Source organism: Emticicia sp. (genome assembly GCF_043780375.1).
Lineage (GTDB): Bacteria > Bacteroidota > Bacteroidia > Cytophagales > Spirosomataceae > Emticicia.
This window is the reverse complement of sequence record NZ_JAYWCU010000196.1, coordinates 1-24,489: the sequence shown is the minus strand read 5'-3', so window position 1 is coordinate 24,489 and position 24,489 is coordinate 1. Positions and strand designations below refer to the sequence as shown.

20 protein-coding genes are annotated in these 24,489 nt (G+C 35.1%); 10 read left to right on the top strand and 10 right to left on the bottom strand.

What is annotated here, in order from left to right:
* From ACH2CJ_RS15740 to mtaB, 3 genes are all read left to right on the top strand, one after another.
* Positions 1–316 (top strand): hypothetical protein (locus tag ACH2CJ_RS15740; protein WP_394993907.1); only part of this gene is annotated, 316 nt, incomplete at its 5' end.
* Positions 317–817: 501 nt separating this feature from the next.
* On the top strand, positions 818–1,843 hold the full coding sequence (locus tag ACH2CJ_RS15735; RefSeq protein WP_394993906.1) for a glutamine synthetase beta-grasp domain-containing protein: 1,026 nt from the start codon (positions 818–820) through the stop codon (positions 1,841–1,843).
* A 113-nt stretch (positions 1,844–1,956) separates the two neighbouring features.
* Entirely contained in the window at positions 1,957–3,297 is a 1,341-nt protein-coding gene (gene mtaB / locus ACH2CJ_RS15730; RefSeq protein ID WP_394993905.1) for a tRNA (N(6)-L-threonylcarbamoyladenosine(37)-C(2))-methylthiotransferase MtaB, read from the top strand.
* Positions 3,298–3,384: 87 nt separating this feature from the next.
* On the opposite strand, the gene ACH2CJ_RS15725 is transcribed toward mtaB, so the two are convergent.
* The 6 genes from ACH2CJ_RS15725 to ACH2CJ_RS15700 form a co-directional block, all read right to left on the bottom strand.
* Complete coding sequence (locus ACH2CJ_RS15725; RefSeq protein WP_394993904.1) at positions 3,385–4,014, bottom strand: L-threonylcarbamoyladenylate synthase; 630 nt, start codon at positions 4,012–4,014, stop codon at positions 3,385–3,387.
* Positions 4,015–4,098: 84 nt separating this feature from the next.
* The gene (locus ACH2CJ_RS15720) at positions 4,099–5,457 is read right to left on the bottom strand and encodes an amidohydrolase (RefSeq protein ID WP_394993903.1); all 1,359 of its coding nucleotides are present in this window, start codon (positions 5,455–5,457) and stop codon (positions 4,099–4,101) included.
* Positions 5,458–5,676: 219 nt separating this feature from the next.
* Positions 5,677–7,005: a galactokinase gene (locus ACH2CJ_RS15715; RefSeq protein WP_394993902.1), complete on the bottom strand. Its 1,329-nt coding sequence runs from the start codon at positions 7,003–7,005 to the stop codon at positions 5,677–5,679.
* Positions 7,006–7,068: 63 nt separating this feature from the next.
* Positions 7,069–8,247: a thiolase family protein gene (locus ACH2CJ_RS15710; RefSeq protein ID WP_394993901.1), complete on the bottom strand. Its 1,179-nt coding sequence runs from the start codon at positions 8,245–8,247 to the stop codon at positions 7,069–7,071.
* A gap of 60 nt (positions 8,248–8,307) precedes the next feature.
* On the bottom strand, positions 8,308–9,534 hold the full coding sequence (locus ACH2CJ_RS15705; protein ID WP_394993900.1) for a sugar MFS transporter: 1,227 nt from the start codon (positions 9,532–9,534) through the stop codon (positions 8,308–8,310).
* Between the two features lie 92 nt (positions 9,535–9,626).
* Complete coding sequence (locus ACH2CJ_RS15700) at positions 9,627–10,985, bottom strand: Gfo/Idh/MocA family protein (RefSeq protein ID WP_394993899.1); 1,359 nt, start codon at positions 10,983–10,985, stop codon at positions 9,627–9,629.
* Positions 10,986–11,303: 318 nt separating this feature from the next.
* Here ACH2CJ_RS15700 and ACH2CJ_RS15695 point away from each other — a divergent pair, with 318 nt between their 5' ends.
* The 4 genes from ACH2CJ_RS15695 (at position 11,304) to ACH2CJ_RS15680 (ending at position 14,185) form a co-directional block, all read left to right on the top strand.
* Complete coding sequence (locus tag ACH2CJ_RS15695; RefSeq protein WP_394993898.1) at positions 11,304–11,699, top strand: 6-pyruvoyl trahydropterin synthase family protein; 396 nt, start codon at positions 11,304–11,306, stop codon at positions 11,697–11,699.
* A complete protein-coding gene (gene folE, locus ACH2CJ_RS15690) occupies positions 11,662–12,360 on the top strand; it encodes a GTP cyclohydrolase I FolE (RefSeq protein ID WP_394993897.1) in 699 nt (232 codons plus the stop codon). The genes ACH2CJ_RS15695 and folE overlap by 38 nt, the downstream gene beginning before the upstream one ends.
* Before the next feature lie 60 nt (positions 12,361–12,420).
* Positions 12,421–13,128, top strand: coding sequence for an SDR family NAD(P)-dependent oxidoreductase (locus tag ACH2CJ_RS15685; RefSeq protein WP_394993896.1), 708 nt, complete (start codon positions 12,421–12,423; stop codon positions 13,126–13,128).
* A gap of 127 nt (positions 13,129–13,255) precedes the next feature.
* Positions 13,256–14,185 (top strand): SPFH domain-containing protein, encoded by a 930-nt coding sequence (locus ACH2CJ_RS15680; RefSeq protein WP_394993895.1) that lies wholly within the window; start codon positions 13,256–13,258, stop codon positions 14,183–14,185.
* Between the two features lie 81 nt (positions 14,186–14,266).
* On the opposite strand, the gene ACH2CJ_RS15675 is transcribed toward ACH2CJ_RS15680, so the two are convergent.
* Together ACH2CJ_RS15675 and ACH2CJ_RS15670 are read right to left on the bottom strand one after the other, a co-directional pair.
* Positions 14,267–14,869, bottom strand: a complete 603-nt coding sequence (locus ACH2CJ_RS15675; protein ID WP_394993894.1) for a LysE family translocator — start codon at positions 14,867–14,869, stop codon at positions 14,267–14,269.
* A 2-nt stretch (positions 14,870–14,871) separates the two neighbouring features.
* On the bottom strand, positions 14,872–15,420 hold the full coding sequence (locus ACH2CJ_RS15670; RefSeq protein WP_394993908.1) for an NUDIX domain-containing protein: 549 nt from the start codon (positions 15,418–15,420) through the stop codon (positions 14,872–14,874).
* A 239-nt stretch (positions 15,421–15,659) separates the two neighbouring features.
* Between ACH2CJ_RS15670 and ACH2CJ_RS15665 the strand changes: the two genes are divergently transcribed.
* The 3 genes from ACH2CJ_RS15665 (at position 15,660) to ACH2CJ_RS15655 (ending at position 22,405) form a co-directional block, all read left to right on the top strand.
* Complete coding sequence (locus ACH2CJ_RS15665; protein WP_394993893.1) at positions 15,660–18,914, top strand: SusC/RagA family TonB-linked outer membrane protein; 3,255 nt, start codon at positions 15,660–15,662, stop codon at positions 18,912–18,914.
* Positions 18,915–18,945: 31 nt separating this feature from the next.
* Positions 18,946–20,709 (top strand): RagB/SusD family nutrient uptake outer membrane protein, encoded by a 1,764-nt coding sequence (locus ACH2CJ_RS15660; RefSeq protein WP_394993892.1) that lies wholly within the window; start codon positions 18,946–18,948, stop codon positions 20,707–20,709.
* Between the two features lie 178 nt (positions 20,710–20,887).
* Positions 20,888–22,405, top strand: coding sequence for a c-type cytochrome domain-containing protein (locus tag ACH2CJ_RS15655; protein WP_394993891.1), 1,518 nt, complete (start codon positions 20,888–20,890; stop codon positions 22,403–22,405).
* Between the two features lie 114 nt (positions 22,406–22,519).
* On the opposite strand, the gene ACH2CJ_RS15650 is transcribed toward ACH2CJ_RS15655, so the two are convergent.
* A complete protein-coding gene (locus tag ACH2CJ_RS15650; protein WP_394993890.1) occupies positions 22,520–24,070 on the bottom strand; it encodes a GH3 auxin-responsive promoter family protein in 1,551 nt (516 codons plus the stop codon).
* Between the two features lie 55 nt (positions 24,071–24,125).
* Positions 24,126–24,489: 5'/3'-nucleotidase SurE (surE, locus tag ACH2CJ_RS15645; protein ID WP_394993889.1), on the bottom strand; the 364-nt coding region annotated here is incomplete at its 5' end.

Here is a 24,489-nt window from a genome sequence, read left to right as displayed (position 1 = left end):
CGAAGAAGAAGAGGAAGAAGGCGAAGAAGGCGAAGAAGAAGAAGAAGAAGAAGAGGAAGGCGAAGAAGAAGAAGGCGAAGAAGAAGAGGAAGAAGAGGAAGGCGAAGAAGAAGAGGAAGAAGAAGAGGAAGAAGGCGAAGAAGAAGAAGGCGAAGAAGAAGAAGAAGAAGAGGAAGAGGAAGAAGGCGAAGAAGAAGAGGAAGGCGAAGAAGAAGAGGAAGAAGAAGAAAGTGAAGAAGAGGAGGAAGAAGAAAGTGAAGAAGAAGAGGAAGAGGAAGGAAAATCTGCTGGAGCAGCTGGTGGATCTAGGGGTTAAAGGATTAGGATTTTAATATGATACCATCAAGGCATTAGGTATTATGAACACAGGCTATTTTAATAGTCTGTGTTTTTTTATGATTTTTCATAAAAATTAATTTCTCAAAAACCCTAAGAAAAGTATTAAATCTCATTTTAAAACTTAAATTTATTGAAAACCAATATCTTAAAAAAATTACATTTTATAAAAAATATAAAATCTTTAAAATTAGGCTTCGTTTTATGTTGAATCAATATTTTTTATTTGTTTTAATCAAAATAGTAGTTTTGTTTTCAGGTATAAATGATATTATTTTTATAATTTAAACTAAAATAGCCTTTAATTTGAACATCAAAATGTATGAAAATCAAATTAATCAAACAAAAAGTTGTACTTTACGAAGAATTTAGAATAATCAACTAAAATAATTGGCTTTCAAAGAATATTATATTGATTTCTGATTATATATTTGTAACATATTCTTTGATTGATAACCGCAAAAATTAAAAAATTTCAACAATGGCAAACGTTCCAATAGCAAAATTAGAGTACATTTGGCTTGATGGTTACAAACCAACGCAAAGCCTACGCAGCAAAACCAAAATAGAAAGAAACTTTAGTGGTAAATTGGAAGATTGCGATATGTGGTCTTTTGATGGTTCTTCAACACAGCAAGCCTTAGGAGGTTCATCTGATTGTTTGTTAAGACCAGTTTATATTTGTCCTGACCCAGCACGTTTAGGAAATGGCTACTTGGTAATGTGTGATGTATTAAATTCTGATGGAACTCCTCACGAATCTAATGGTCGTGCAACTATTGAAGATGATGACAATGATTTTTGGTTTGGATTTGAGCAAGAATATTTCTTGTGGAACAACGAAACAAACAAGCCAGTTGGATTTCCAGCAAATGGTTTTCCCGCACCACAAGGTCAATACTATTGTTCTGTTGGAGCAGCTAATGCTTTCGGTCGTGATATGATAGAAGAACACCTTGAGATTTGTTTACAAGCAGGCTTAAATATTGAAGGTATCAATGCAGAAGTTGCTGCAGGTCAGTGGGAATTCCAAGGATTTGCTAAAGGTGCAAAACAAGCAGGTGATGAAATGTGGATTGCACGTTATTTATTAGAAAGAATTGGTGAAAAATATGGTATTTCAATCAATTACCACTGTAAGCCATTAGGCGATACTGATTGGAATGGTTCAGGTATGCACGCAAACTTCTCAAACACATTGTTGAGAACTTCAGGTAAAAAAGAAGATTACGATATCGTTTGTCAAGCATTTGCTCCATTTGTAAAAGAACATATTGCTGTTTATGGTGCTGATAACCATTTACGTTTAACAGGTAAGCACGAGACACAATCTATTGATAAATTCTCTTACGGTATTTCTGACCGTGGTGCATCAATTCGTATTCCGATTGCTGCAGTACAAAAAGGATGGAAAGGTTGGTTGGAAGACCGTCGTCCAAACTCTGCGGCTGACCCATACAAAGTTGCAGCTCGTATTATCAAGACTGTTAAAACAGCAAAAATTTAAGATTTTTCGAATAATATTTTGTTCGCAAAGCCCCTCGACATTGTTGAGGGGTTTTTGTTTGTTTATTTTCACTAACTTTGCACCAATATTTAGAGATTATTTATCCAAAAGTGATGAAAAAAGTAGCATTTTATACATTAGGTTGCAAACTCAATTACTCCGAAACTTCTACTATTGGTCGAATGTTTGAAAGTCGTGGGTTTCAAAAGGTTGAGTTTAATGAAAATCCTGATATTTTTATAATCAATACTTGTTCGGTTACAGAAAACGCTGACAAGAAATGCAAGAAAATTGTCAAAGAAGCTAATCGTATTAATCCCGATGGCTTTGTGGCGATAATTGGTTGTTATGCTCAATTAAAACCTCAAGAAATCTCAGAAATTGAAGGTGTCGATGCTGTTTTAGGTGCTGCTGAAAAATTTCGTTTGGTTGATTTATTAGGTGATTTCGTAAAAGAACCTCGTCAAAAATCTGAAAAAGCTCAAGTTTTCAATTCAAATATTGAAGAAGTTGTTGATTATCATACTTCATATTCACTAAATGACCGAACTCGTACATTTTTGAAAGTGCAAGATGGTTGCGATTATCCTTGTACTTATTGTACCATTCCGTTGGCTCGTGGGAAAAGCCGCTCTGACACCATTGAAAATGTGGTACAAGCAGCGTATAAAATTGCTGAAAGTGGCGTAAAAGAGATTGTATTAACGGGCGTAAATATTGGAGATTTCAAGCCTCCAGCCCCTGAAGGGGAGCAAAGTAAAGAACAATTTATTGATTTGATTCGAGCATTGGATGAAGTTGAAGGAATAGAGCGTTTTCGTATTTCGAGCATTGAACCAAATCTTTTAACTGATGAAATCATTGAATTTGTGGCTCAATCTAAGCGTTTTGTTCCGCATTTTCACATTCCTTTACAGTCAGGTTCGAGTAAAGTATTGGCTTTAATGAAACGCCGTTATAAGCGTGAATTGTATGTAGAAAGAGTTAATAAAATCAAGCAATTAATGCCTGATTGTTGCATTGGTGTTGATGTAATTGTGGGGCATCCTGGTGAAACTGAGGAAGCATTTTTGGAGACCTATAATTTTCTTAATGAGCTGGATATAAGTTATTTACACGTTTTTACTTATTCCGAAAGACCAAATACAGTGGCTATTTTGATAAAACCAAGTGTACCGCAAAATAAGCGTGCCGAGCGTTCAAGAATGCTACACATACTGTCTGATAAAAAACGTAGATTTTTCTACGAAAGTCAAATTGGAAAGCAATTTAATGTGCTTTTTGAAGAAGATATTACCGACGGAAATATGCATGGCTGGACAGAAAACTATGTACGTGTTATCGCCAAATATGACCCAATGCTAATTAACGAAACTAAGCAAGTTTTGCTAAGTAATATTAACGAAGATATGCTTGTCGAAGTTGAAGAAGTAAGGGAGTTGATATTTCATTAAAAAGAAAATTTTATTCTAAAATCAGTGAAACGCCCTTTTGTCGCTACGAGTCCGACCGCCGATGCGGAGGCGTGTCACGGGGATTTTTCATAAAAACTCATTCAAATCGCCAACACCTTCACGAATAACTTCAAAATCATCATCAACTGCCAAAACCACCGTTGAGGGTTCGATACCGCACCATCCGCCATCAATAATTATGTCAACTTTTTCGCTATTTTGTTGGTAAATTACCTCAATTTCGTTGGGGTATTCGATAATGTCGTCAATATCATGCTTTACGGAAGTTGTAATTATTGGATTTCCCAGCATTTCTATGATTTTCAAAGGAATTTGGTGGTTAGGAATTCTGATTCCAATTGTTTTTCGTTTGGTTTGTAAGATTTTGGGAAGCTCCCCAGTAGCAGGTAAAATAAACGTAAAAGGGCCAGGAAAAGCTCTTTTCATCAAACGAAAGGCATTATTCGATACTTTGGCATAAATCGAAATATTGCTCAAATCGTGACAAACAATAGAAAAATTGTTTTGTAGCGGTTTTATTCCTTTGATTTTGCATAGCTTCTCAACTGCTTTAACATTATTTATATCGCAGCCCATAGAATAAACTGTATCGGTAGGATATATAATGATTCCACCATTTTTTAGGCAATCGACGATACGATGCAGTTTTCTTTCATCTAAATTACTTGGAAATATTTCAATTATTTCAGCAGACATATTTTAGTCGATTGACGATAGTTTTCAGTCCACGATTTTAATAAAATACTATTAACCGTGGACTGGTTTCTATGGTCTAATTGTTTAATTTTTTTTACCCTTTTTTCCTACTGCAGATGCTTCATTATCTGTAGTTTTTGGTGCATTCATTTCCATATAATCAACTGTCAAAGCCGACAAAGATTTTACGCCAAGTGTAAAACCTGATTCGTCAATATAAAAATCAGGTGTATGGTGGGGGAATCCAACTTTTACATTTTTTGGTTTTCCACCCAAAAAGAAAAAGAATCCTGGTACTTTTTGTTGGAAAAAGCTAAAGTCTTCAGCTCCAGTTTGAACTGGCTGCACTTGCACATTAGATTTTCCTGCCAAGTTTTCTAACGATCCAATCATTTTTTCAGTAAGTGCTGGGTCATTATAAGTTACAGGATAGCCAGTTTTGATAATTACATCAGCCTTAGCACCAGCACTTTCTGCAATATTTACGGCAACATCGTTAATTCTTTTGTGAACCAAATCTCTTTGTTCAGTTCCAAAAGTACGAATCGTGCCAATCATATCGAGCGATTCAGAAATGATATTTTGACGAATTCCACCGTGAATTGAACCAACTGTAACGATGGCAGGATTTTCAGTAATATTTACACTTCTACTTATTATTGTTTGCAAGCCCATAACAATTTGTGAAGCCGTAACAATAGGGTCAATGCCACCCCAAGGATTTGCTCCGTGGGTTTGTTTTCCGTTTACTTTTATAGAAAATTCATCGACTGCCGCCATTGTAGCTCCTGAACGGTAGCCAATTGTTCCAACTTCTGTAACTGAACTAATATGTAAACCAAAAACGGCATCAACTTTAGGGTTTTCCATTACACCTTCCATTACCATCAATTCTGCACCTGATTTGCCATTTTTTAGCAAAGTTGGGTCATAAACTCCTTCTTCGGCTGGTTGGAAAATGAATTTTACTGTTCCGGCAATATCATTTTTCATTGAAGATAAAACCTCGGCAACACCCATCAGAATTGCAACATGAGAATCATGTCCGCAAGCGTGCATCAAGCCTGTTTTTTGTCCATTATAAACTGTTGATACTGTTGATTTAAAAGCTAAATCGCCTCTTTCTGTAACTGGCAAACAATCCATGTCGGCACGAAGGGCAACAACTGGGCCTGGTTTTCCACCTTTTAGAATACCTACAACGCCCGTAACTGCTACTTTTTCTTGAACTTCCATACCAAGTGAACGAAGGTGATCGGCAACTATTTTCGCAGTTCGGACTTCCATATTTCCCAATTCTGGATGTTCATGGAAATCACGTCGCCATGTAATTACTTTCTTTTCTACGGCATCCGCCGCAGCATTGATTTTGGGTTTGAGTGAAGATTGCCCGTAAGCCAATCCACAAGAGATTACAAATAAAGTGGTTAAGATTTTTTTCATTGGTAAGTTTAGTTTATGATGGTTCAAATTTAACAAAATATAATTGTTTTTTTTTATTAAACGCTAATTGCTTTACAAGTTTCGAACGCTTTATGGGACTATTAAATAAATACTACATTTTGTTTCTATTTGCTATAAATTTGGGGTTTTTAATGAGAGTATCACCAAATTGTTCTAGTTTCGTAAAGTATTACGAATAATAAATTTGTGATGTTTAAATCACTCAAAAAACACCAAATCAACCTGATTTGTTTGTCTTTGATATTCAGCAAAAAGATTCTTTGCCGAGTTTAATCCATGTTCCCCATAAACCATCAAGCACACCGTTCCGCCACTTCCCCCACCTGTAATTTTTGCTCCATAAATGCCCGATTCAAAGCCTTCAGAGTGAGCCATATTCACTATTTTATCTGTCATTTCATTGCCTAAACCGCACTTATTATAGCTCTCGTGCGATTGGAACATCAACTCTCCCATTATCGGCAATAAAGTTGTATGATTTTGGTTAGAAAGATTTTTCAATAATTCGAGAAAAGTATTTACTCGAAGGTTTTCATAAATTGGATGTTGTGTGCAAGCATTGATATTGTAAAAAACATCGGGTTTTATAGTAGATAATTTGTCGGTAACACCGCCAAAATCATGGATAAAATCTTTGCCATACATAGAATTGAGACTTCTTGCAAAATTAGATTCATACATTGACGGCGAAATATTGCTTAGAAAACCTTCAAATGGACTTTCCTTATTGCTTAGTTCGTGGATTTTTTCTTTAGAAACACCCATTTTTTGAGCAATAATCGAATAACCCATAAATGCAGCAGTGCGAACCTCACCGTAAGAAGCTCCTCCTACAGAATGGCGGACACCGCTATCAATTCCAACGAAATATAAGTTTTTAGGAATATCAACCAAGTCAAAAATTTTATCGGGTTGGCATAATATCGGTAATAATTTATTGTTTTCTCCCAAAAAAGAAGCCAATTGATCCATTAAACCACACGGAACTCCAACTACTAAGTTTTCAGCTTTTTGGGCAAGTTTAGGCAGCTCAGTTCTCTGTAAATCAATTGAAAATAGTTCAGCGATAGCTTTCAAAGTAGCTACTTCAATAGCAGCTGAAGAAGAAACGCCCTTCCCGACAGGTACACTTGACTCAACTAAAATATCTAAACCGCCAAGTTTTATTTTTTTTTCATTCTTCAAAACTAAATAGCAGCCAATGATATACGTTGCCCAATCACCACCTTCAATATTTTGCAAATATTGCTTCGCTTCTTTATAGTCGTTGGGCAATGCGTCTAAATCAATATAAACCTCATTATTTGAAGAAATATCTAAACTTTTGATGTGCAACTGATTGTAATTTCGTAAACCAATCGTAACAATTGCTTTTTCTTTGATTGGCATTTGCAAAACCATTGAGCCAGAATAGTCAGCAATTCCACCCATTACGTCCATACGTCCAGGAGAAGATGCTTGAGTGAGGGTTTGGTTATTTCCAAAAAACTTTTGAAGATTGGTAGAAGAATCTGAGTTTATTTTCATTTTCAATAAAAAAACCTTACAGGATTGGAAAAATCCTGCAAGGTTTGCATGGTTCGAAATTTTTTAAATTTTTTCAATAATAATTGCACTTGCACCGCCACCGCCGTTGCAGATAGCTGCCATGCCAAAACGAGCATTTTTTTTATGCAAAACATTAATTAATGTCGTTACAATTCTTGCTCCCGAACAGCCCAAAGGATGTCCCAATGAAACCGCTCCACCAAAAATATTTACTTTGTCGTAACTAATCCCAAAATTCTTGCAAAATGCTATTGGAACTGCTGCAAAGGCTTCATTAACTTCAAAAAAGTCGATATCTTCAATTGTCATTCCAGCCCTTTTTAGGGCTTTTTCGGCTGCCAAAATAGGTGCTGTTGTGAACCATTCGGGCTCATGTTCACCATCAGCATAAGAAATAATTTTAGCGATTGGTTTTAAACCATATTTTTCGACGGTTTCTTCCGAAGCCAATACAATGGCTGCTGCACCATCATTAATGGTTGATGCATTGGCAGCAGTAACGGTACCTTCTTTAGTAAAAACAGGGCGTAATGTAGGAATTTTATCGAAATTTACGTTTTTGTATTCCTCGTCTTCCGAAATAACTTTCACATTACCCTTTTTATCTGTTACTTCAACAGGCACAACCTCATCGTCAAACATTCCACTTGCCCAAGCTGCAGCAGAACGTTGGTATGATTGAATAGCAAAAGCATCTTGTTCTTGGCGAGAAATATCATATTTTTGAGCAGTCGCATCGGCAAAACAGCCCATTGCACTGCCATCATAAACATTGACTAATCCATCTTTTGCCAAGCCATCAATTAATTCACTATTTCCATAACCGTAGCCATATCGAGCTTTTGCCAAATAAAATGGAATCATTGACATGTTTTCCATACCGCCAGCAACAACTACACTATTTTGCCCTAATTCAATTGATTGGCTACCAAAAATAATAGATTTCATGCCAGAAGCACAAACTTTATTGATGGTCGTTGTATTTGTTTTGTTGCTCAAACCACTAAATAAAGTTGCTTGTCGAGCTGGGGCTTGTCCAACGTTAGCCTGACAAACATTGCCGAATAAAACCTCTTCGACCATGTTTGGGTTTATTGCTGCTTTTGCAACTGCTGCTTTGATTGCAATAGCTCCTAATTGTGGTGCCGCAACGGTAGAAAGAGAGCCTCCAAAGCTACCAATGGGTGTCCGTACCGCTGAAATAATGAATGTTTTTTGCATTATAAGTGTGTCGGTTTTTATAAGCGACAGTTTATTTTATTAATTGGAATCTAACAACATTTACCAACTTTTCTTTTTGTAACCACTTATGGCGTAATAAAGTACGAAAGCATAGAGGGGAATCATGATGGCATAAGCCAATTGTGAGTTTTTAAGAAAATCGGATAAACTGCCATAAACCAAAGGTAAAATTGCCCCACCTGCTATCATCATAACTAACCATGCCGAGCCAATTTTTGTGTATTTTCCAAGTCCATCAATTGCTAAAGGCCAAATTGCTGGCCACATAATGGCATTTGCTAAACCAAGAATAGCTATGCAAAGTACCGAAGAAAACCCGGTGGTAACTAATGCTAATATAGTAACAATAATGCCCAAAATAGAAGAAAGTTTCAGCCAAGTTTGTTGAGAAACATATTTTGGAATCAATACTATGCCCAGTACATAACCCAACATCATTAACCAAAGCGTGTAAGTACCAAACTGACTTGCCTCATCAGTTGAAAAACCTAATGAAATACCATAACTGATGATTGAATCACCTGCAATTACTTCTGCTCCTACATAACAAAATAAGGCTATAAGTCCTAAAACTAGGTTTGGAAAGTCAAATACGCTTGATTTAGTAGTAATGTCCGATACGTCATTGCCTTCTTGTTCTTCGCTAACTTCTGGTAATCCTTTTGAAAATTGAATTAAAATTGCCAAAACTACCAAAACCCCAGTTAAAATTAAATAAGGTGTAATCACTTTTTGAAGTTCTTCTTTGGCAGAAATAGTTGCTCCTGCAACTCCGCCAGCTAATAAAATTCCTCCAAATATTTTTTGACTAATAATGCCTGCAGTTTTGTTGGCTATTCCCATAAAACTGATACGTTGAGCCGCACTTTCTCGTGGCCCAAGAATAGTTGCGTAAGGATTTGATGCTGTTTGAAGCAAAGTTAAGCCGATACCAATCGTAAATAATCCTACCAAGAATAATGGATATGACTCAACTTTTGCCGCAGGAACAAAAATCAAAGTTCCGATTGCCATAATTCCCAATCCTAATGACATCCCTTTTTTGAAACCTACTTTTTTAAGAACAAGCGATGACGGGATTGCCATAATTGTATATGAAATAAAAAAAGCAAATGTTACTAAATATGAACCTGTATTGCTAAGGTCGAACGCTTTTTTGAAAAATGAAATCAAAGTCCCATTAACCCAAGTTACAAAACCGAAGACAAAAAATAGTAGTCCTATAATGAAAAGTGGCCCAAGGTAGTTTTTATTGTTTTCTTGCATTTTATGTAATGTTTAAGAGATGTTATAGAATTTATGATTGCCGATTTAAGATTTAAACAAAGTGTTGATTATCAGACACTAACCTCTACATTTTAATAATTATCATTCAAACCAAAAATCTTTTTGTTAGTTTTCCATTTTCCACGAGTAAAATCAGGAATTTCTATTGGTGAACTTCCTCTAGCAATAGATAATTCGGAAAGTGGACTGATGGCACTCCAAGCGGCGGCATCGTAAACATCAATCGGTGGAGCAACTTTATTTTTGACCGATTCGATAAATGCCCGAATCACAAAAAAGTCCATACCTCCATGACCAGCATTAACAGCATCTTGCTCGAATTTTTTCCAAAGTGGATGGTCATATTTTGTTTGATAGTCGGCAAAAGGTTCCCATGCATCATGTTTTTTTGAAGTACCATCAATATAGATTTGATTGCCATCATTCATCCAAATTCCTTTTGTGCCTTGAGCCCGAAAGCCTAATGAATATGGACGAGGTGCATTAGTATCATGTATAATGACAATATTTTCGCCATTGGCACATTGAATTGTCGTTGTTATAATATCACCACATTTAAACTTTACTTTGGCATTTGGATGATTTTCTCCGCCATTTTCAACAATATAATTATGCAAACCTCTCGATTTTGTTGCAGTTGAAGTCAGATATTCAAAGCGATTTCCTCGGTTTATATCCATCCAATGAGCCACTGGCCCAAGTCCATGAGTAGGGTAGAGGTCGCCGTTTCTATCAATCGAATGTTGCGTACGCCATTTTGCTTCACTGTATCCTTTTTCTCCAAACTCAACACCTTTGCCGTTTCCAACTTTTCCATCGTTGAGTTTTACAAAACGTAAATCATGCTGATAACCGCAATGCCCATAAAGCATTTCGCCAAACATATTTTGACGAACCATGTTTAAAACCGCCATTATATCACGACGATAACAAACGTTTTCGAGAATCATGCAATGCGAACCTGTTTTTTCGTAGGTATCTACCAAGTCCCACGATTCTTGTAAAGTTACCGTTGCTGAAACTTCAACCCCTGCATATTTACCAGCTTTCATAGTTGCAACCGACATTGGCACGTGCCATTCCCACGGCGTTGCAATAATTATTCCATCTAAATCATCTCTTTTAACCATATTTTCAAAATCTCTTTCCCCATTAGTATAAGCAACAGGCTCTTTTTTGCCAAATTTTTTGAATATTTTATTGGCTTCTCCAATAGAATTTAAGTCAATATCACAAATCGCAGGAATTTCGACATCGGTGCGATATAGGGCTTGTTGAAGATGGTTACGCCCACGAAGTCCAACTCCTATAAAACCCAGTCTGACTTTTTTATCTTCAGGCGATGATTCGTCACTTAAGTTGTTTTTCTTGACAATAAAAGGAATACTTGATGTTGCTAAACTTGTAGAAAGAAAATTTCGACGGTTCATTTTAGATTGATTTGAGGATGAAAATATTTTAAAAGAAGGGATAAATTGTAAAGTTTGTACAAAAAAATCTAATTTCTATACAATTCCCAAAGTTAAAATGAAATATTTTGTTTTGGAAAAATATTATTTTTTGTTAATTCTTGAACAAAATAAAAACTCGGCTTGTTAGTATAGTCGAAACAGTTTCTGCTGAGCGATAAAAACTACCGCTCGGAAGCCTAAAAGTGTTATACACAAACTTTGTAACGACTATTGGCTTGATTATCTTAAAAACACTTTCAATATTATAATTTGGAATTAAAAAACAAAAGAGTTGCTGTGTTCCGGCGTGAACACTTCAATGCTGCTCACCGCCTCCACAATCCAGCGTGGAATGAGGAAGAAAATGCTCGTATTTTTGGAAAATGCAATAATGCTAATTTTCATGGGCATAATTACGACTTGATTGTTCAACTGACTGGGGAGGTAAATCCAGCTACAGGATATGTTTTTGATTTAAAGATTCTGAGTGATTTGGTCAAAGAAAATGTTTTGGATAAATTCGACCACAAAAACTTAAATCTTGATACTGAGGAATTTAGAACTCTAAATCCTTCTGCCGAAAACATTGCGATAGTGATTTATGATATTTTACGAACAAAAATTTCAGATGCTTACGATTTGAAAATTAGACTTTATGAAACCGAAAGAAATTATGTCGAATATCCAATTTAATGATAAAACCTTAGTGAACGACTTATTATTAGACGACCAAGACCACCCATTCACAAAGCTCGAAACACCTTTGCGTGAAGATGCTTTTGATTTGAATGATGAGGAAAAAATTGAGATTATTGAAAAGCATTTTAAGGAAATTATGCTCACTTTAGGATTAGACCTATTAGATGAAAGTTTGCGTGGAACACCCCACAGAGTAGCAAAAATGTACGTAAAAGAGTTGTTTTCGGGTCTAAATCCAGAAAACGAACCGGCCATGACACTTTTTACCAACGACTACCACTATAATGAAATGTTGGTTGAAAAAAATATCCAATTTTATTCTAATTGTGAACATCATTTTGTGCCGATAATAGGGAAAGTGCATATTGCTTACATTTCAAGTGGTAAAGTAATTGGTTTGTCGAAATTGCACCGAATTGTTAATTATTTTGCACGTCGCCCACAAGTACAAGAGCGTTTGACTATGCAGATAGGTAACGCACTAAAAACTGCTTTAATGACGCAAGATGTAGCAGTTTTGCTTGATGCTGACCACCAATGCGTATCTTCAAGAGGTGTAAAAGACCAAACAAGTTCAACAATTACCTCTTTTTATGGTGGAGTTTTTAAAAATGATGATAAAAAAGGTGAATTTTTGAAGGTTTTAAGTGTTTAAAAGTTTTCAAAACAATTTTCTCATTCGACTGTTTAATTTTAAAACTAAACAGTCGAATCAATGTCTTTTAAAAATAAAAATTTCCTTATTATTGGTGCAAGTTCTGGAATTGGTTTTTCGCTTGCACAAAATTTAATTGAAGCTGAGGCAAACGTTTTTTCAGCTTCTCGCACTCAACCCGATTTACCTTCAAAGTTTTTGATGTGGGATGCTCAAAATTCTGACAATCAAGTATTTAACGAACTTCCTGCCGTTTTACATGGCTTAGTTTACTGCCCAGGAACAATCAACTTAAAACCTTTTCATCGATTGACTAATGAAGATTTTATTAAAGATTTTCAAATAAATCTTCTTGGGGCAGTGAGTGTCATTCAAGCAAATTTAGGTCGTTTGAAGGCATCGGAAAATGCTTCTATCATACTTTTCAGTACAGTGGCTGTACAAACAGGTATGGGATTTCATGCTTCTATTGCCTCATCGAAAGGTGCGATTGAAGGTTTAACCAAATCATTAGCTGCCGAATTTGCATCAACAAAAATAAGGGTCAATGCAATAGCACCCTCATTGACAGATACGCCTTTAGCCAAGAATTTACTATCGACACCCGAAAAAATAGACTCATCAAATAAACGCCACCCAATGGGGCGAGTTGGTAAAAGTGAAGATATTGCATCAATGGCGAAATTGTTATTGTCTGATGAAGGTAGTTGGATAACTGGACAAATTTTTCATGTAGATGGCGGAATGAGTTCACTTAGAATGATGTAGACTTTTGCCTTCTAATAAATAAAAAACAATTTTTTGCTACAAATTTACCATTTGTCAAGAAAATGTTATAGGTTTCGTTTTTCAAAGTACATTTGAACCATTATTTTAACTAAACCTTCATAAAGCAATGAGCTTCCTTTTTATTATCATTCCTGTTTTAATCATTATTTATTTGTCTATTGTCATTGTCCAACAAGGCAATGTTGCGGTTATCACTGTTTTTGGTAAGTATAGCCGAATCATGACTCCAGGCTTAAATTTCAAGATTCCATTCATTGAGTTTGTTTTTCGTACGATTTCAATTCAAAACCGTTCGGCAGAATTACAATTTCAAGCCATTACCAACGACCAAGCCAATGTTTATTTCAAAGCGATGTTACTTTATACTGTAACAGACAATTCGGAAGATCAAATAAAAAATGTAGCTTTTAAATTTATTGACCAAGCCAATTTTATGCAAGCATTGGTACGTTCTATCGAAGGTTCGATTCGTAGTTTTGTTGCTACAAAAAAACAAGCTGAAATTTTAGGACTTAGAAATGAAATTGTTGATGATGTAAAATCAAATCTTGACCATATCTTAAATGGTTGGGGCTATCATTTGCTTGATTTACAAATCAATGATATTACTTTTGATGAAGAAATCGTGAAATCAATGTCGAGAGTAGTTGCCTCAAATAACTTGAAAGCTGCGGCAGAAAATGAAGGTCAAGCCTTGTTGATTACAAAAACAAAAGGTGCAGAAGCTGACGGAAATGCAATCAGAATTTCGGCTGAAGCCGAACGTGAAGCTGCTCGTTTACGTGGACAAGGCTTAGCACAATTCCGTGAGGAAATAGCAAAAGGTATGGCTGTGGCTGCTGCCGAAATGGAAAAAGCAAACCTTGACCCTTCTATAATTTTGTTCTCATTGTGGACAGAAACGATGCGTCAGGTAGCACAAGATGGCAAAGGAAACGTCATTTTTATGGATGGTTCGGTAGATGGTTTTGATAAAACAATGAAGCAAATGATTGCTTTGAACCAAACTGCGGAGAATAAGCAGAAGGCTAAGTAATTTTTGAGGCGAAAGTTTTTAGATAAATAGGCAAGGAGTTTGAAATAATTCAAACTCCTTGCCTATTTACTTTTTTGCCAATTAAATCGCATCATAAATCAATTTTAGTCCAACACCGATAAATACTAAGCCAGAAATATATTTGATTGATTGAATAGTTTTGTCACTCATTTTATCTTTGATTTTGTAGGCAAAAATTGCAAAGGCAGATTCCATAACAAATATCATTGCGAGGCAGGTTGAGAAAAAAGCTATTTCATCATAAATATCATATTTATAGCTTTTCAATGAAGCAGAAATGACCATCCAAGATATAAAATTAACAGGATTGATAACATTTAGCAAAAATCCTTTCCCAAAAAAATAGAAGAATCGGGCTAACTTAAAATCTTTGTTTTTGGTTGGTTTAGATTTCAGGAATTGAAAAATTCCAAGTCCAATGAGTAATATTGAACCCAATATTCTTGAATAAAAACTAAAATTTGGAATATTTGGTAAAAATGAAGTGCCAAGAAAGGCAAAACCTACCATTAATACATCTCCGAAAATAACACCGAGCGATATTTTTATTCCAGCCTGATATCCATTTTCTATGCTATTCTGTACGAGAGCGAAAAAAACGCTTCCGAAACCAAAACTGAGTACAACACCTGTAAAAAAACCTAAAGATATAGCTTCCAACATAATTATAAACCTTTTAGTCGTGCAACTTTTAAAATACCTGCAACACTCATCGAGTCAGTGATTTTATCTTCCAAAACCATGTTTATGGCTTCTTTTAATGATATTTTCTTGACTTGGAGCTGCTCTGTTTCTTCAGGTTGGCATTCGGACTGAATTAAGTTTTCGGCAAGAAAAATATAAGCTACTTCATTACAAACAGAGTTTGAAGTATGTAATTTAGAAATTAAAGTCCAAACTTTAGCTATCAAACCAGTTTCTTCTTTTAATTCTCTTTTGGCAGTTTCCAAAACTTCTTCTCCGTTAGGACAGCCCCCTTCAGGAATTTCCCATGAATATTCATTTAGTGGAAAACGGTATTGACCCACGAGCCAAGTATTGTCGTTTTCGTCAATGGGTATAATACCGACGGCTATATTTTTGAAATTGACAGTGCCGTAAATGCCTTTTCCACCACTTGGATTTATTACATTTTGATGTACTACTTCAATCCAATTATTTTCGTATTTTACCTCCGAATCAAGGACTTTCCAAGGGTTTTGTTTTTCGTTCATAGCCACAAATTTAATGTTTTTCAGCGATAGCCAAAAATGTTTTTTTATTTTCATAGTTTATCCTGATAAAAATCAGTTTATTTTATTGACTCTTATTTTACTGTTTTTTTCTTATTCTTTGCTTCAAATGCAAGTATTTTTAATATTAAGAGAATTTATTATAAAAAAAATTAGAAATAGCATTTGTAATAATTTATATTTGAATCGTAATATTTTTTAAACCTAATCGTACATATAGTATGAAACACTCTTACCCAATTCCAATCAAGACGGGCGTTTTGATGATTCTTTTCTTATTTCTTAGTTCGCTGGTTTTTGCACAAAAGAAAATCTCTGGCAAAGTATCTGATGGTGAAAATGGTTCGGGACTCCCAGGAACAACAATTCAAGTAAAAGGTGCAAATAAAGGAACTGCAACCGATGCAAATGGGGCATATTCAATTGATGTTCCAAACAATTCAACTTTAGTATTTTCATCAATTGGATTTATGCCGCAAGAAATTGTGGTAGGCAACCAATCTGTGATTGATGTTACACTTCAATCTGATACTAAAGCACTAAGTGAAGTAGTTGTAACTGGTTATGCAACGCAACGTAAAAAAGACATTACGGGTGCTGTTACAGTTGTAAGTGCTAAAGAACTAACGGCTTTGCCATCGGCCAGTGTTACACAAATGCTTCAAGGTAGAGCGGCTGGTGTAACTGTTGGAAATGACAACTCTCCAGGTGGAGGAACAATGGTTCGTATTCGTGGATTTGGTTCAATCAATAACAATAGTCCACTCTATGTAATTGATGGAACTCCAACTCAAGGAACACTCAACCAAATCAACCCAAATGATATTGAGTCAATGCAAGTATTGAAAGATGCTTCGGCGGCTTCAATCTACGGTGCTCGTGCTGCCAATGGTGTGGTTATAATCACAACTAAAAGAGGTGGAATTGGTGAGCCAAAAATCACTTTTGATATGTATACTGGTACACAAAGAGTCGGAAAAACACTTGACTTATTGAATACCAAAGAATTAGGACAATTTTATTATGAATCAGAAATTGGAGCTGGCAAAACCGCTGGTTCTTCTCCATCTGCTCAATATAAATTTGGTGCTGATGGTACACAGACGATAGCAGATTATATCTATCCAAATGTTTATGGTACGTTGCCAGCCAACTATACCTATACTAATGATATAGCAGACCCTAAATTGGGTGTTACAGCTTTTAACATTACAAAAGCAAACAAAGAAGGAACTGATTGGCAACATGAGGTTTTTGGTCCTGCCAAAATTTCAAACTATCAATTAGGAGCTACAGGTGGAAGTAAAAACGGTAAGTATGCTATTTCAGGTAGTTATTTCGACCAAGAAGGTATCTTGAAATATACAGGTTATAAGCGTTATTCAGTGCGTGCAAATACAGAATTTACTAAAAACAGATTAACTTTTGGTGAAAACTTTACTATTTCATACGACGAAAGAGTTGGTGTACCTAATGGTAATAATAATGAAAGTAATCCTATTATGTTTGCTATTCGTATTCAGCCAATTATTCCAGTATTTGATATTACTGGAGGGCCAGTTGGTTTGGGCGGTACAAATACTTCAAACTTAAATGGTTTTGCAGGAAGTAGAGGTTCTAACCTTGGAAATGCTCCGAATCCGTTGGCAAGACAATGGCGTGAAAAAGACAATATTATTAAAGGAACGCATATTTTTGGTAATATGTTTGCAGAATTGGGTATTTTGAAAGATCTAAAATTTAGAACAAGTTTAGGTATTGAATTCAATAACTACAATTTATCTGCTTATTTTAACCGTGATATTGAAGCTGCAGAACCTCGAAATGCAAATAGCTTAACTGTTTCAAATAGCTACGATAGAGCAATTACTTGGTTCAATACCTTAAACTATAACAAAACAATTGGAAGTCACACTTTCAATGTATTGGTAGGTACAGAAGCAGTTCAAACTTATGCTTTCGGTTTCAATGCTGCTCGTAGTAACTTTGCTTTTGATGATATTTCTTACCGCTATTTGAATCTTGGTGCAGCAGCTGGATTGGCGAATGCAGGTGGTGGTGCAACTTTGAGTGCATTGTTCTCTCAGTTTGGTAAAATCAACTATTCATACAAAGAGTTACTTTTGGCCGACGTAACTATGCGTCGTGATGGTTCTTCAAGATTCTCTCCTGCTTATCGTTATGGTGTTTTTCCAGCGTTTTCTGTTGGATTACGTATGACTGAGTTTGATTTCATGAAAAAACTAACATTTGTTGATGATTTGAAAATCAGAGGAGGATGGGGTAAAACTGGAAATCAGTTAATACCAAACGTATATAATGCTTATACTTTATATACGCCAGACCCGTTGAACAATGCTTATGATATTTCAGGAAGCGGAAACTCAATTGCAAATGGTTTTGACTTAACCCAATTTGGTAATCCAAATGGTAGATGGGAAACAAATACTTCAACTAACATTGGTATTGATGCAACGATGTTGAAAAGTAAATTGGAGGTAATTTTAGACCTTTATTCTCGTACTACTTCAAATATGCTAACTCAAGTGCCAATTCCAAAAACGGCGGGTACAGGCTCTATTCCTTATGTAAATATTGGTGAAGTAAATAACAAAGGAATAGATTTGAATATCACTTATAGAGATAAAATTGGACAGTTGAGATATACTATTAGTGGTATGATAAGTAAGTATAAGAATAATGTTGTGAAACTAAACAATGACCCTAATGCAACTGTTTTTGGTTTTTCAACTCGTCTTCCTGCAATCTCAGTTACCAAAGCAGGACTACCAATTGCAAGCTTTTATGGTTATAAAGTAGATGGAGTAATAAAGGATGATGCTGAAGCGGCTTCAGCTCCAAAATTTGGAACATATACAAGAGCAGGAGTGTTTAAATTTGTGGATATAAATGGTGACGGTGTAATCACTGCAGCCGATAAAACTATCATCGGAAATCCTCATCCTGACTTTACTTATGGCTTTAATGTTAATTTAGGCTATAAAAACTGGGATTTGGCTATTTTCGGTCAAGGAACACAAGGAAATGAGATTTTCAATTATCTAAAATATTGGACTGATTTCAATACATTTCAAGGTAATCGCTCAGCTGATATGTTATATAACTCTTGGAAAAAACAAGGTGACAATGCTTTATTGCCTCGTTTGAACTCTCAAGATGGCACAAGTCAGCAAATATCAAGTTATTTTGTTGAAGATGGTTCATATATGCGTATCAAGAATATTCAGTTGACATATACATTCCCAACTGCAATTTTATCTAAAATCAAATTAAGCTCTGCACAAATTTATGTTCAAGGTCAAAACCTTTTTACATTTACAAAGTATAAAGGCTTAGACCCAGATATTAATTTGAGAAATTCTGGAAACGACAATCAAGATATTCACATGGGTATTGATGAAGGTGCTTTTCCTGTTGCAAAGTCTTACAACGTTGGTCTTAGATTAGGATTTTAATTGACAAAACAAAATTTTTAAATTAAATACAATGAAAAAATTATTAATAATAGCACTGATAGGAATAAGTGTTTCTTGTTCTGAGTCATTCTTTAACATACAGCCACAAGGTGCAGCTTCGTTGGCTTCATTGAGTAATAAAAATGGAGTAAATGCAGTTTTGATAGGAGCCTACTCATTATTAGATGGTGTTGGAGCTGGTAATACTGGTCGCCAATCAACTATATCAAATTATGTGTTTGGTGGAATTACCAGTGGAGATGCTGTAAAAGGTACAGACATTGGCGACCAGCCTGAGCAAGAATACATTGAGCAATACAACTGGTTGTCGGATAATACTTATTTCTTAGGAAAATGGCAACATTCTTATGATGGCGTAGCTCGTGCAAATGAAGCAATTCAATTAGTCGGTAGTGCCGATGTGAAAGATATGACTGATGCAGAAAAATTACTTGTAGTTGCCGAGGCAAGGTTTTTGAGAGGTCATTATCACTTTGAAGCAAAGAAAATGTGGAACAAAGTACCTTACATTGATGATAAAATCTATGTTGCTGGTGATCCAAATTCTACAAAAATACCAAATGATCAAGATATATGGTCTAAAATTGAGGCTGATTTCACTTTTGCAGCTGCAAATTTGCCAGCAGTACAATCGCAGAAAGGTAGAGCATCTCAATGGGCTGCAAAAACTTATTTAGCAAAAGCCTATATGTTTCAAAAGAAATATGCAGCGGCTAAAACTTTATTGGAAGATGTATTGAAAAATTCAGGAAAAAAATTGGTTGGAAATTACCACGAAAATTATAGAAACATCACTAACAATAATGCTGAATCTATTTTTGAAGTCGAGTTTTCTGTAAATGATGGAACAAATGGAAACAATGGAAATGCTGGTGATAACTTAAATTGGCCATATTCTGCTAACTCACCCGGTAGAGGCTGTTGCGGATTTTATTTGCCTTCGCATAATTTAGTGAATGCTTTTAAAACTGATAAAGAGGGTTTGCCCTTAATTGGCTCTATGCCCGACGGAACAGCAGATACTTATAATCAAGTAGATTTGTCGAATGACCAAGGTTTGAAATCTGACCAAGCATTTTCTCTTGACAAAACTGTTCCTGTTGACCCTCGTTTAGACTGGACAGTTGGTCGTAGAGGCGTAAATTTTTTAGATTGGGGACAAATGCCAGGTTTTTCGTGGATTAGAAATCAAAGTTATTCTGGTCCATACATTGGAAAAAAATGGATGTATTATTTGGCTGATGAAGGAAGCTCAACACACTCAACATCTAAAAGAAACGTTAACAATAATTACCGACTACTAAAAATGTCTTCAGTGATTTTATGGTTAGCAGAGTGTGAAATTGAATTAGGTAATTTGCAAGCAGGTGAAGACTATGTTAATCAAATCCGTACTCGTGCAAAAGCTGGTTCAGTACAAGATGTTTCTATCAATTATGTTGTAAATCCGTATCCTAAAGGTACTTTTACAACCAAAGGAGCAGATTATGCAAGAAACGCTTATCGTATGGAAAATCGCTTAGAATTCGCAATGGAAGGTCATCGTTTCTTCGATTTAGTTCGTTGGGGTATAGCTGAAAAATACCTAAACAAATATGTTCAGGAAGAATCGAAAGATGGTAAAGATAACATGGGAAGAACTTACAACAAACGTGGGTATTTGGTTGGAAAAATATTTACAGCTAAAAATGTTTATTTCCCATTACCAAATGATGAAATTTTAAATAGTCAATTGAACGGAAAAGCAATCTTAGTACAAAATCCAGGGTACTAATTCAAAATTATGTTCTCGGTATAATCAAAAAAAAGAGTCAAAACAGTATGTTTTGGCTCTTTTTTTTGATTATTACTTTATGATTCGTATTTTTGATACGACAGATTCCTAACCAGTCTCCTTTTATTAAAGTTCTATTCAATCCTTAGAAAAAAACGATATGTATCATTTGTTAATAATGCTCTCAGTTGCAGACTGGACTTCTTTTTTTGGTCGATTTCATCCACTTTTAGTTCATTTACCTATCGGTTTTTTAATGTTGATAGCCCTCATAGAAGTATTCAAAATGATGGGAAAACTTACGATAAGTCCAGAATTAATCAGACTTGCTTTATTGGTTTCAGCCCTAAGTGCAACATTTGCTTGTGTTGCAGGGTATTTTCTTTCGCTTGAGGGGGGGTATAACGAAGAAATGCTGGACGAACATAAATGGCAAGGAATTTGGTTGGCAGTTTTTACTTGGTTGGCATGGGGTGCAAAAAATGAATGGATTGCTAAAAAAATAGGTCTAAATACACTTCTTTATATACCCGCTTTAGCATTTGCAACATTGTTGATGTTTGTTGCTGGTCATCATGGTGGAAATCTAACTCATGGAGAAACTTATTTAACAGAAAACACACCACCCCCTTTCCGTAGTTGGTTAGGAATGCCCGAAAAAGCTAAAGATCAAAAAGTAACCGATATTCCAAAAATTGCTAATCTGAATGAAGCAGTAGTTTATCAAGATGTAATCCACCCGATTTTTAAGCAAAAGTGCGAACAATGTCACAATAAAAGTAAAATGAAAGGTGATTTACGAATGGATGAGATTTCCCTTATTCAAAAAGGTGGAAAAAATGGTGTCATTTTTAAAGCCAATAATGTAGAGGAAAGTGAATTTATTAAACGAATTTTATTGCCCGAATCAGACGAACATCACATGCCACCAAAAGGTAAAAACCAAATTTCAGAAAATGAATTATCATTGATGAAATGGTGGGTTGAGCAAGGTGCAAGTTTTGATAAGAAAGTTTCACAATTAACAGTTAATCAATCAATTAAACCAATATTAGCAACACTTGGTGGAGGAATGGGAGCAGTTGGTGCTTCAACAAGTTTGGTGAAACAAGATAAATTCGATTTAGAAGAAAAAATTCTATCAAATGAAGTAAGTGTGATTGATGCTGGGGTTTCTGAAGAAATAAAAAAAACGGGTGCATTGATTTTGCCTTTCGCCCAAAACAATAACTATATTGAAATAAGTTATATCAATAATTCAAAATTGACTGATAATGAAGCAGTTGTTGTTGCAACTGCACCCGACCAAACTCTTTGGTTGAAATTAAGTAATACTCAAATTACTGATAAATCACTGATTGAGATAGCTAAATTAAAGAATTTAACTCGCCTTCACCTCGAAAAAACCAAGATTACTGACAATGGTTTAATGGAATTAAAAGGATTACAAAATCTCGAATATTTGAATTTAATTGGAACGCAGATTTCAGATGCTGGTTTGAAAAATTTAACTTCAATGAAAAGCCTAAAGAAAATTTATATTTGGCAAACTAAGGCTACTCAAGCTGGTGCCGACCAATTGAAAAAGTCCTTACCAAATGTGATTATTGATTTGGGAATTACTGAGACGCAAGTTGCAGAGTTTCTAAAACCAAAGCTTACCGAATCAAAAGATGATGTATATAAACAAAAGTAGATTTACTTTAGCTTTTTTCTCCTGTTGATAGGTTTCAAAATAGAGCCATTTTACTTTGGGTGAATTGGCTCTATTTTTTTCATAACCTTCAACAAAAGATTGACAATCGACAATTTAATATCCAGATTCTTTCAAAAATGCTTCCCAATCTTCATTGACTTTACCTTTAAGCACTCTTGGAAATTTACTTTGCCCACCTTCTTTGCCTCGCAATTTCATCCAATCATAAAAAGTCTGAGTAGGTAATACTTTCACAAATATGTTTTTTAAGGCATGACGCCTTTCTACTGCATAATCATCATTTAATTCACAGATTTTTTTGTCAATCAATTCACAAAGCTGCTTTTCGTCAACTTTACTGTCAGTAGCGATATACCATTGATGGGCAAAAAGTGGTGGATGTTTAATGCCTGCAACAGTAAATTCTCGAATATCTAAACCTAAATCTTTCGAAACTAATTCGATGGCATGATTCATATTATCAACTGATAAATGTTCACCGCATAAACTCAAATAATGTTTTGTGCGACCAGTAATCTTAATTTCTGCCAAATTTTTGTCAGTAAATTTTACTGTATCTCCAATCAAATAACGCCAAGCACCTGCACAGGTCGAAATCAAAAGTGCATAATCAATGTCTTCTTCAACCTCGTCAATCATCAAAGTTTCTGGATTTTCGACCAAATTACCATCTTCATCAAAATTGATTTCGTTGAATGGAATAAATTCAAAGAAAATTCCTCGATTTAAAACTAATCTCAAATTTCCATCTGGACGGTCTTGATAGGCTAAAAAACCTTCTGACGCCATATAAGTTTCAATATAAATCACAGGCTTTCCAAACAATTTTTCTAAACCTTGTTTATAAGGGTCTAATGAAACCCCACCCCAAGCAAAGGCAGTCAAATTAGGCCAGATGTCATGAATAGTTTCTAAATTATATCTTTTAATAATACGTTCAAGTAAAATCGTGTGCCAAGCTGGAACACCAGCCAAAAAACCAATATCCCAATTTGGGGCGTTGGCAGTGATGTCTTCTAATTTATTTTCCCAATTTTTTAAGGCAGCTATTTTCTGACCAGGTTTATAGAAATTTTGAAACCAAATAGGAATCGTCCCAGTGGTAATTCCACTCAAATCACCTTCGTAATGCGAATCTACTTCGTTGAGTGCCGTGCTTCCACCCAACATTAAATAACCTTTTTCATAAATATCAGCAGGTAATTCGGTATATTTTCCAAGTGTGATTATTTGATTAATACTTGTACGTTGAATTGCCTTAATCATGTCTTTTGTTACAGGAATTGCCTTCGATGCTGCATCAGAAGTACCCGAACTTAAAGCAAAATATTTGACTTTTCCTGGCCAACAAACGTTTTTTTCACCCAGACGGGCTCTATACCACCATTCTTTATAAATTTTGGTATAATCATAAATCGGAACAAGTTTCTTGAATTTTTCATAAAATTCTTTATCCTTTTCAAATATTGAAGAACTCAAAATTTCTTCAAAGTTAAATGCTTCTCCAAACTGTGTATAACGAGCTTTTGAAATAAGTTTGGTAAATGCCTTTTTTTGCCATTTGAAAGGTTTTATTTTTCTTATTTCCTGAATTCTACTCGTAAACTTTATACTTCCTTTCAGTAATCTACCTAATACTGCCATATTATTTTCGTCATTTTCTGTAATTATTATTCTTGTTTTTTAATTGAGAAAACTTTTAAAGTTTCCATTTCTTCAAATTTTTAATAGTCGAATGAGCTGTCATATCATAATGCACAGGCACAATTGCGATGTAGTTTTGATTGATTGCGTGAAGGTCTGTGCCTTCTGCATTGGGTTCATGATTAACAAAATCTCCTCCCATCCAAAAATATGGTCTTCCGTGAGGGTCTTGTCGTGCATCAAATTCTTCGTGCCAATAGCCATTTGCTTGGCGACATATTTTTATTCCTTTTATTGGCGAATCAGTTTTTGCAGGAAAATTAACATTTAATGCCACATTTGCAGGAAATTCATTGACTAATGCTTTTTCAGTAATCCTTTTTATCCAACGTTTTATATGCTGAAAATCGGCATCATAT

Bases quoted from the DNA above. Each gene is read 5' to 3' on its own strand.
- ACH2CJ_RS15735 (WP_394993906.1), top strand. From the start codon at position 818: ATGGCAAACGTTCCAATAGCAAAATTAGAGTACATTTGGCTTGATGGT.
- mtaB (WP_394993905.1), top strand. From the start codon at position 1,957: ATGAAAAAAGTAGCATTTTATACATTAGGTTGCAAACTCAATTACTCC.
- ACH2CJ_RS15725 (WP_394993904.1), bottom strand. From the start codon at position 4,014: ATGTCTGCTGAAATAATTGAAATATTTCCAAGTAATTTAGATGAAAGA.
- ACH2CJ_RS15720 (WP_394993903.1), bottom strand. From the start codon at position 5,457: ATGAAAAAAATCTTAACCACTTTATTTGTAATCTCTTGTGGATTGGCT.
- ACH2CJ_RS15715 (WP_394993902.1), bottom strand. From the start codon at position 7,005: ATGAAAATAAACTCAGATTCTTCTACCAATCTTCAAAAGTTTTTTGGA.
- ACH2CJ_RS15710 (WP_394993901.1), bottom strand. From the start codon at position 8,247: ATGCAAAAAACATTCATTATTTCAGCGGTACGGACACCCATTGGTAGC.
- ACH2CJ_RS15705 (WP_394993900.1), bottom strand. From the start codon at position 9,534: ATGCAAGAAAACAATAAAAACTACCTTGGGCCACTTTTCATTATAGGA.
- ACH2CJ_RS15700 (WP_394993899.1), bottom strand. From the start codon at position 10,985: ATGAACCGTCGAAATTTTCTTTCTACAAGTTTAGCAACATCAAGTATT.
- folE (WP_394993897.1), top strand. From the start codon at position 11,662: ATGAAACCGAAAGAAATTATGTCGAATATCCAATTTAATGATAAAACC.
- ACH2CJ_RS15685 (WP_394993896.1), top strand. From the start codon at position 12,421: ATGTCTTTTAAAAATAAAAATTTCCTTATTATTGGTGCAAGTTCTGGA.
- ACH2CJ_RS15680 (WP_394993895.1), top strand. From the start codon at position 13,256: ATGAGCTTCCTTTTTATTATCATTCCTGTTTTAATCATTATTTATTTG.
- ACH2CJ_RS15675 (WP_394993894.1), bottom strand. From the start codon at position 14,869: ATGTTGGAAGCTATATCTTTAGGTTTTTTTACAGGTGTTGTACTCAGT.
- ACH2CJ_RS15670 (WP_394993908.1), bottom strand. From the start codon at position 15,420: ATGAACGAAAAACAAAACCCTTGGAAAGTCCTTGATTCGGAGGTAAAA.
- ACH2CJ_RS15665 (WP_394993893.1), top strand. From the start codon at position 15,660: ATGAAACACTCTTACCCAATTCCAATCAAGACGGGCGTTTTGATGATT.
- ACH2CJ_RS15660 (WP_394993892.1), top strand. From the start codon at position 18,946: ATGAAAAAATTATTAATAATAGCACTGATAGGAATAAGTGTTTCTTGT.
- ACH2CJ_RS15655 (WP_394993891.1), top strand. From the start codon at position 20,888: ATGCTCTCAGTTGCAGACTGGACTTCTTTTTTTGGTCGATTTCATCCA.
- ACH2CJ_RS15650 (WP_394993890.1), bottom strand. From the start codon at position 24,070: ATGGCAGTATTAGGTAGATTACTGAAAGGAAGTATAAAGTTTACGAGT.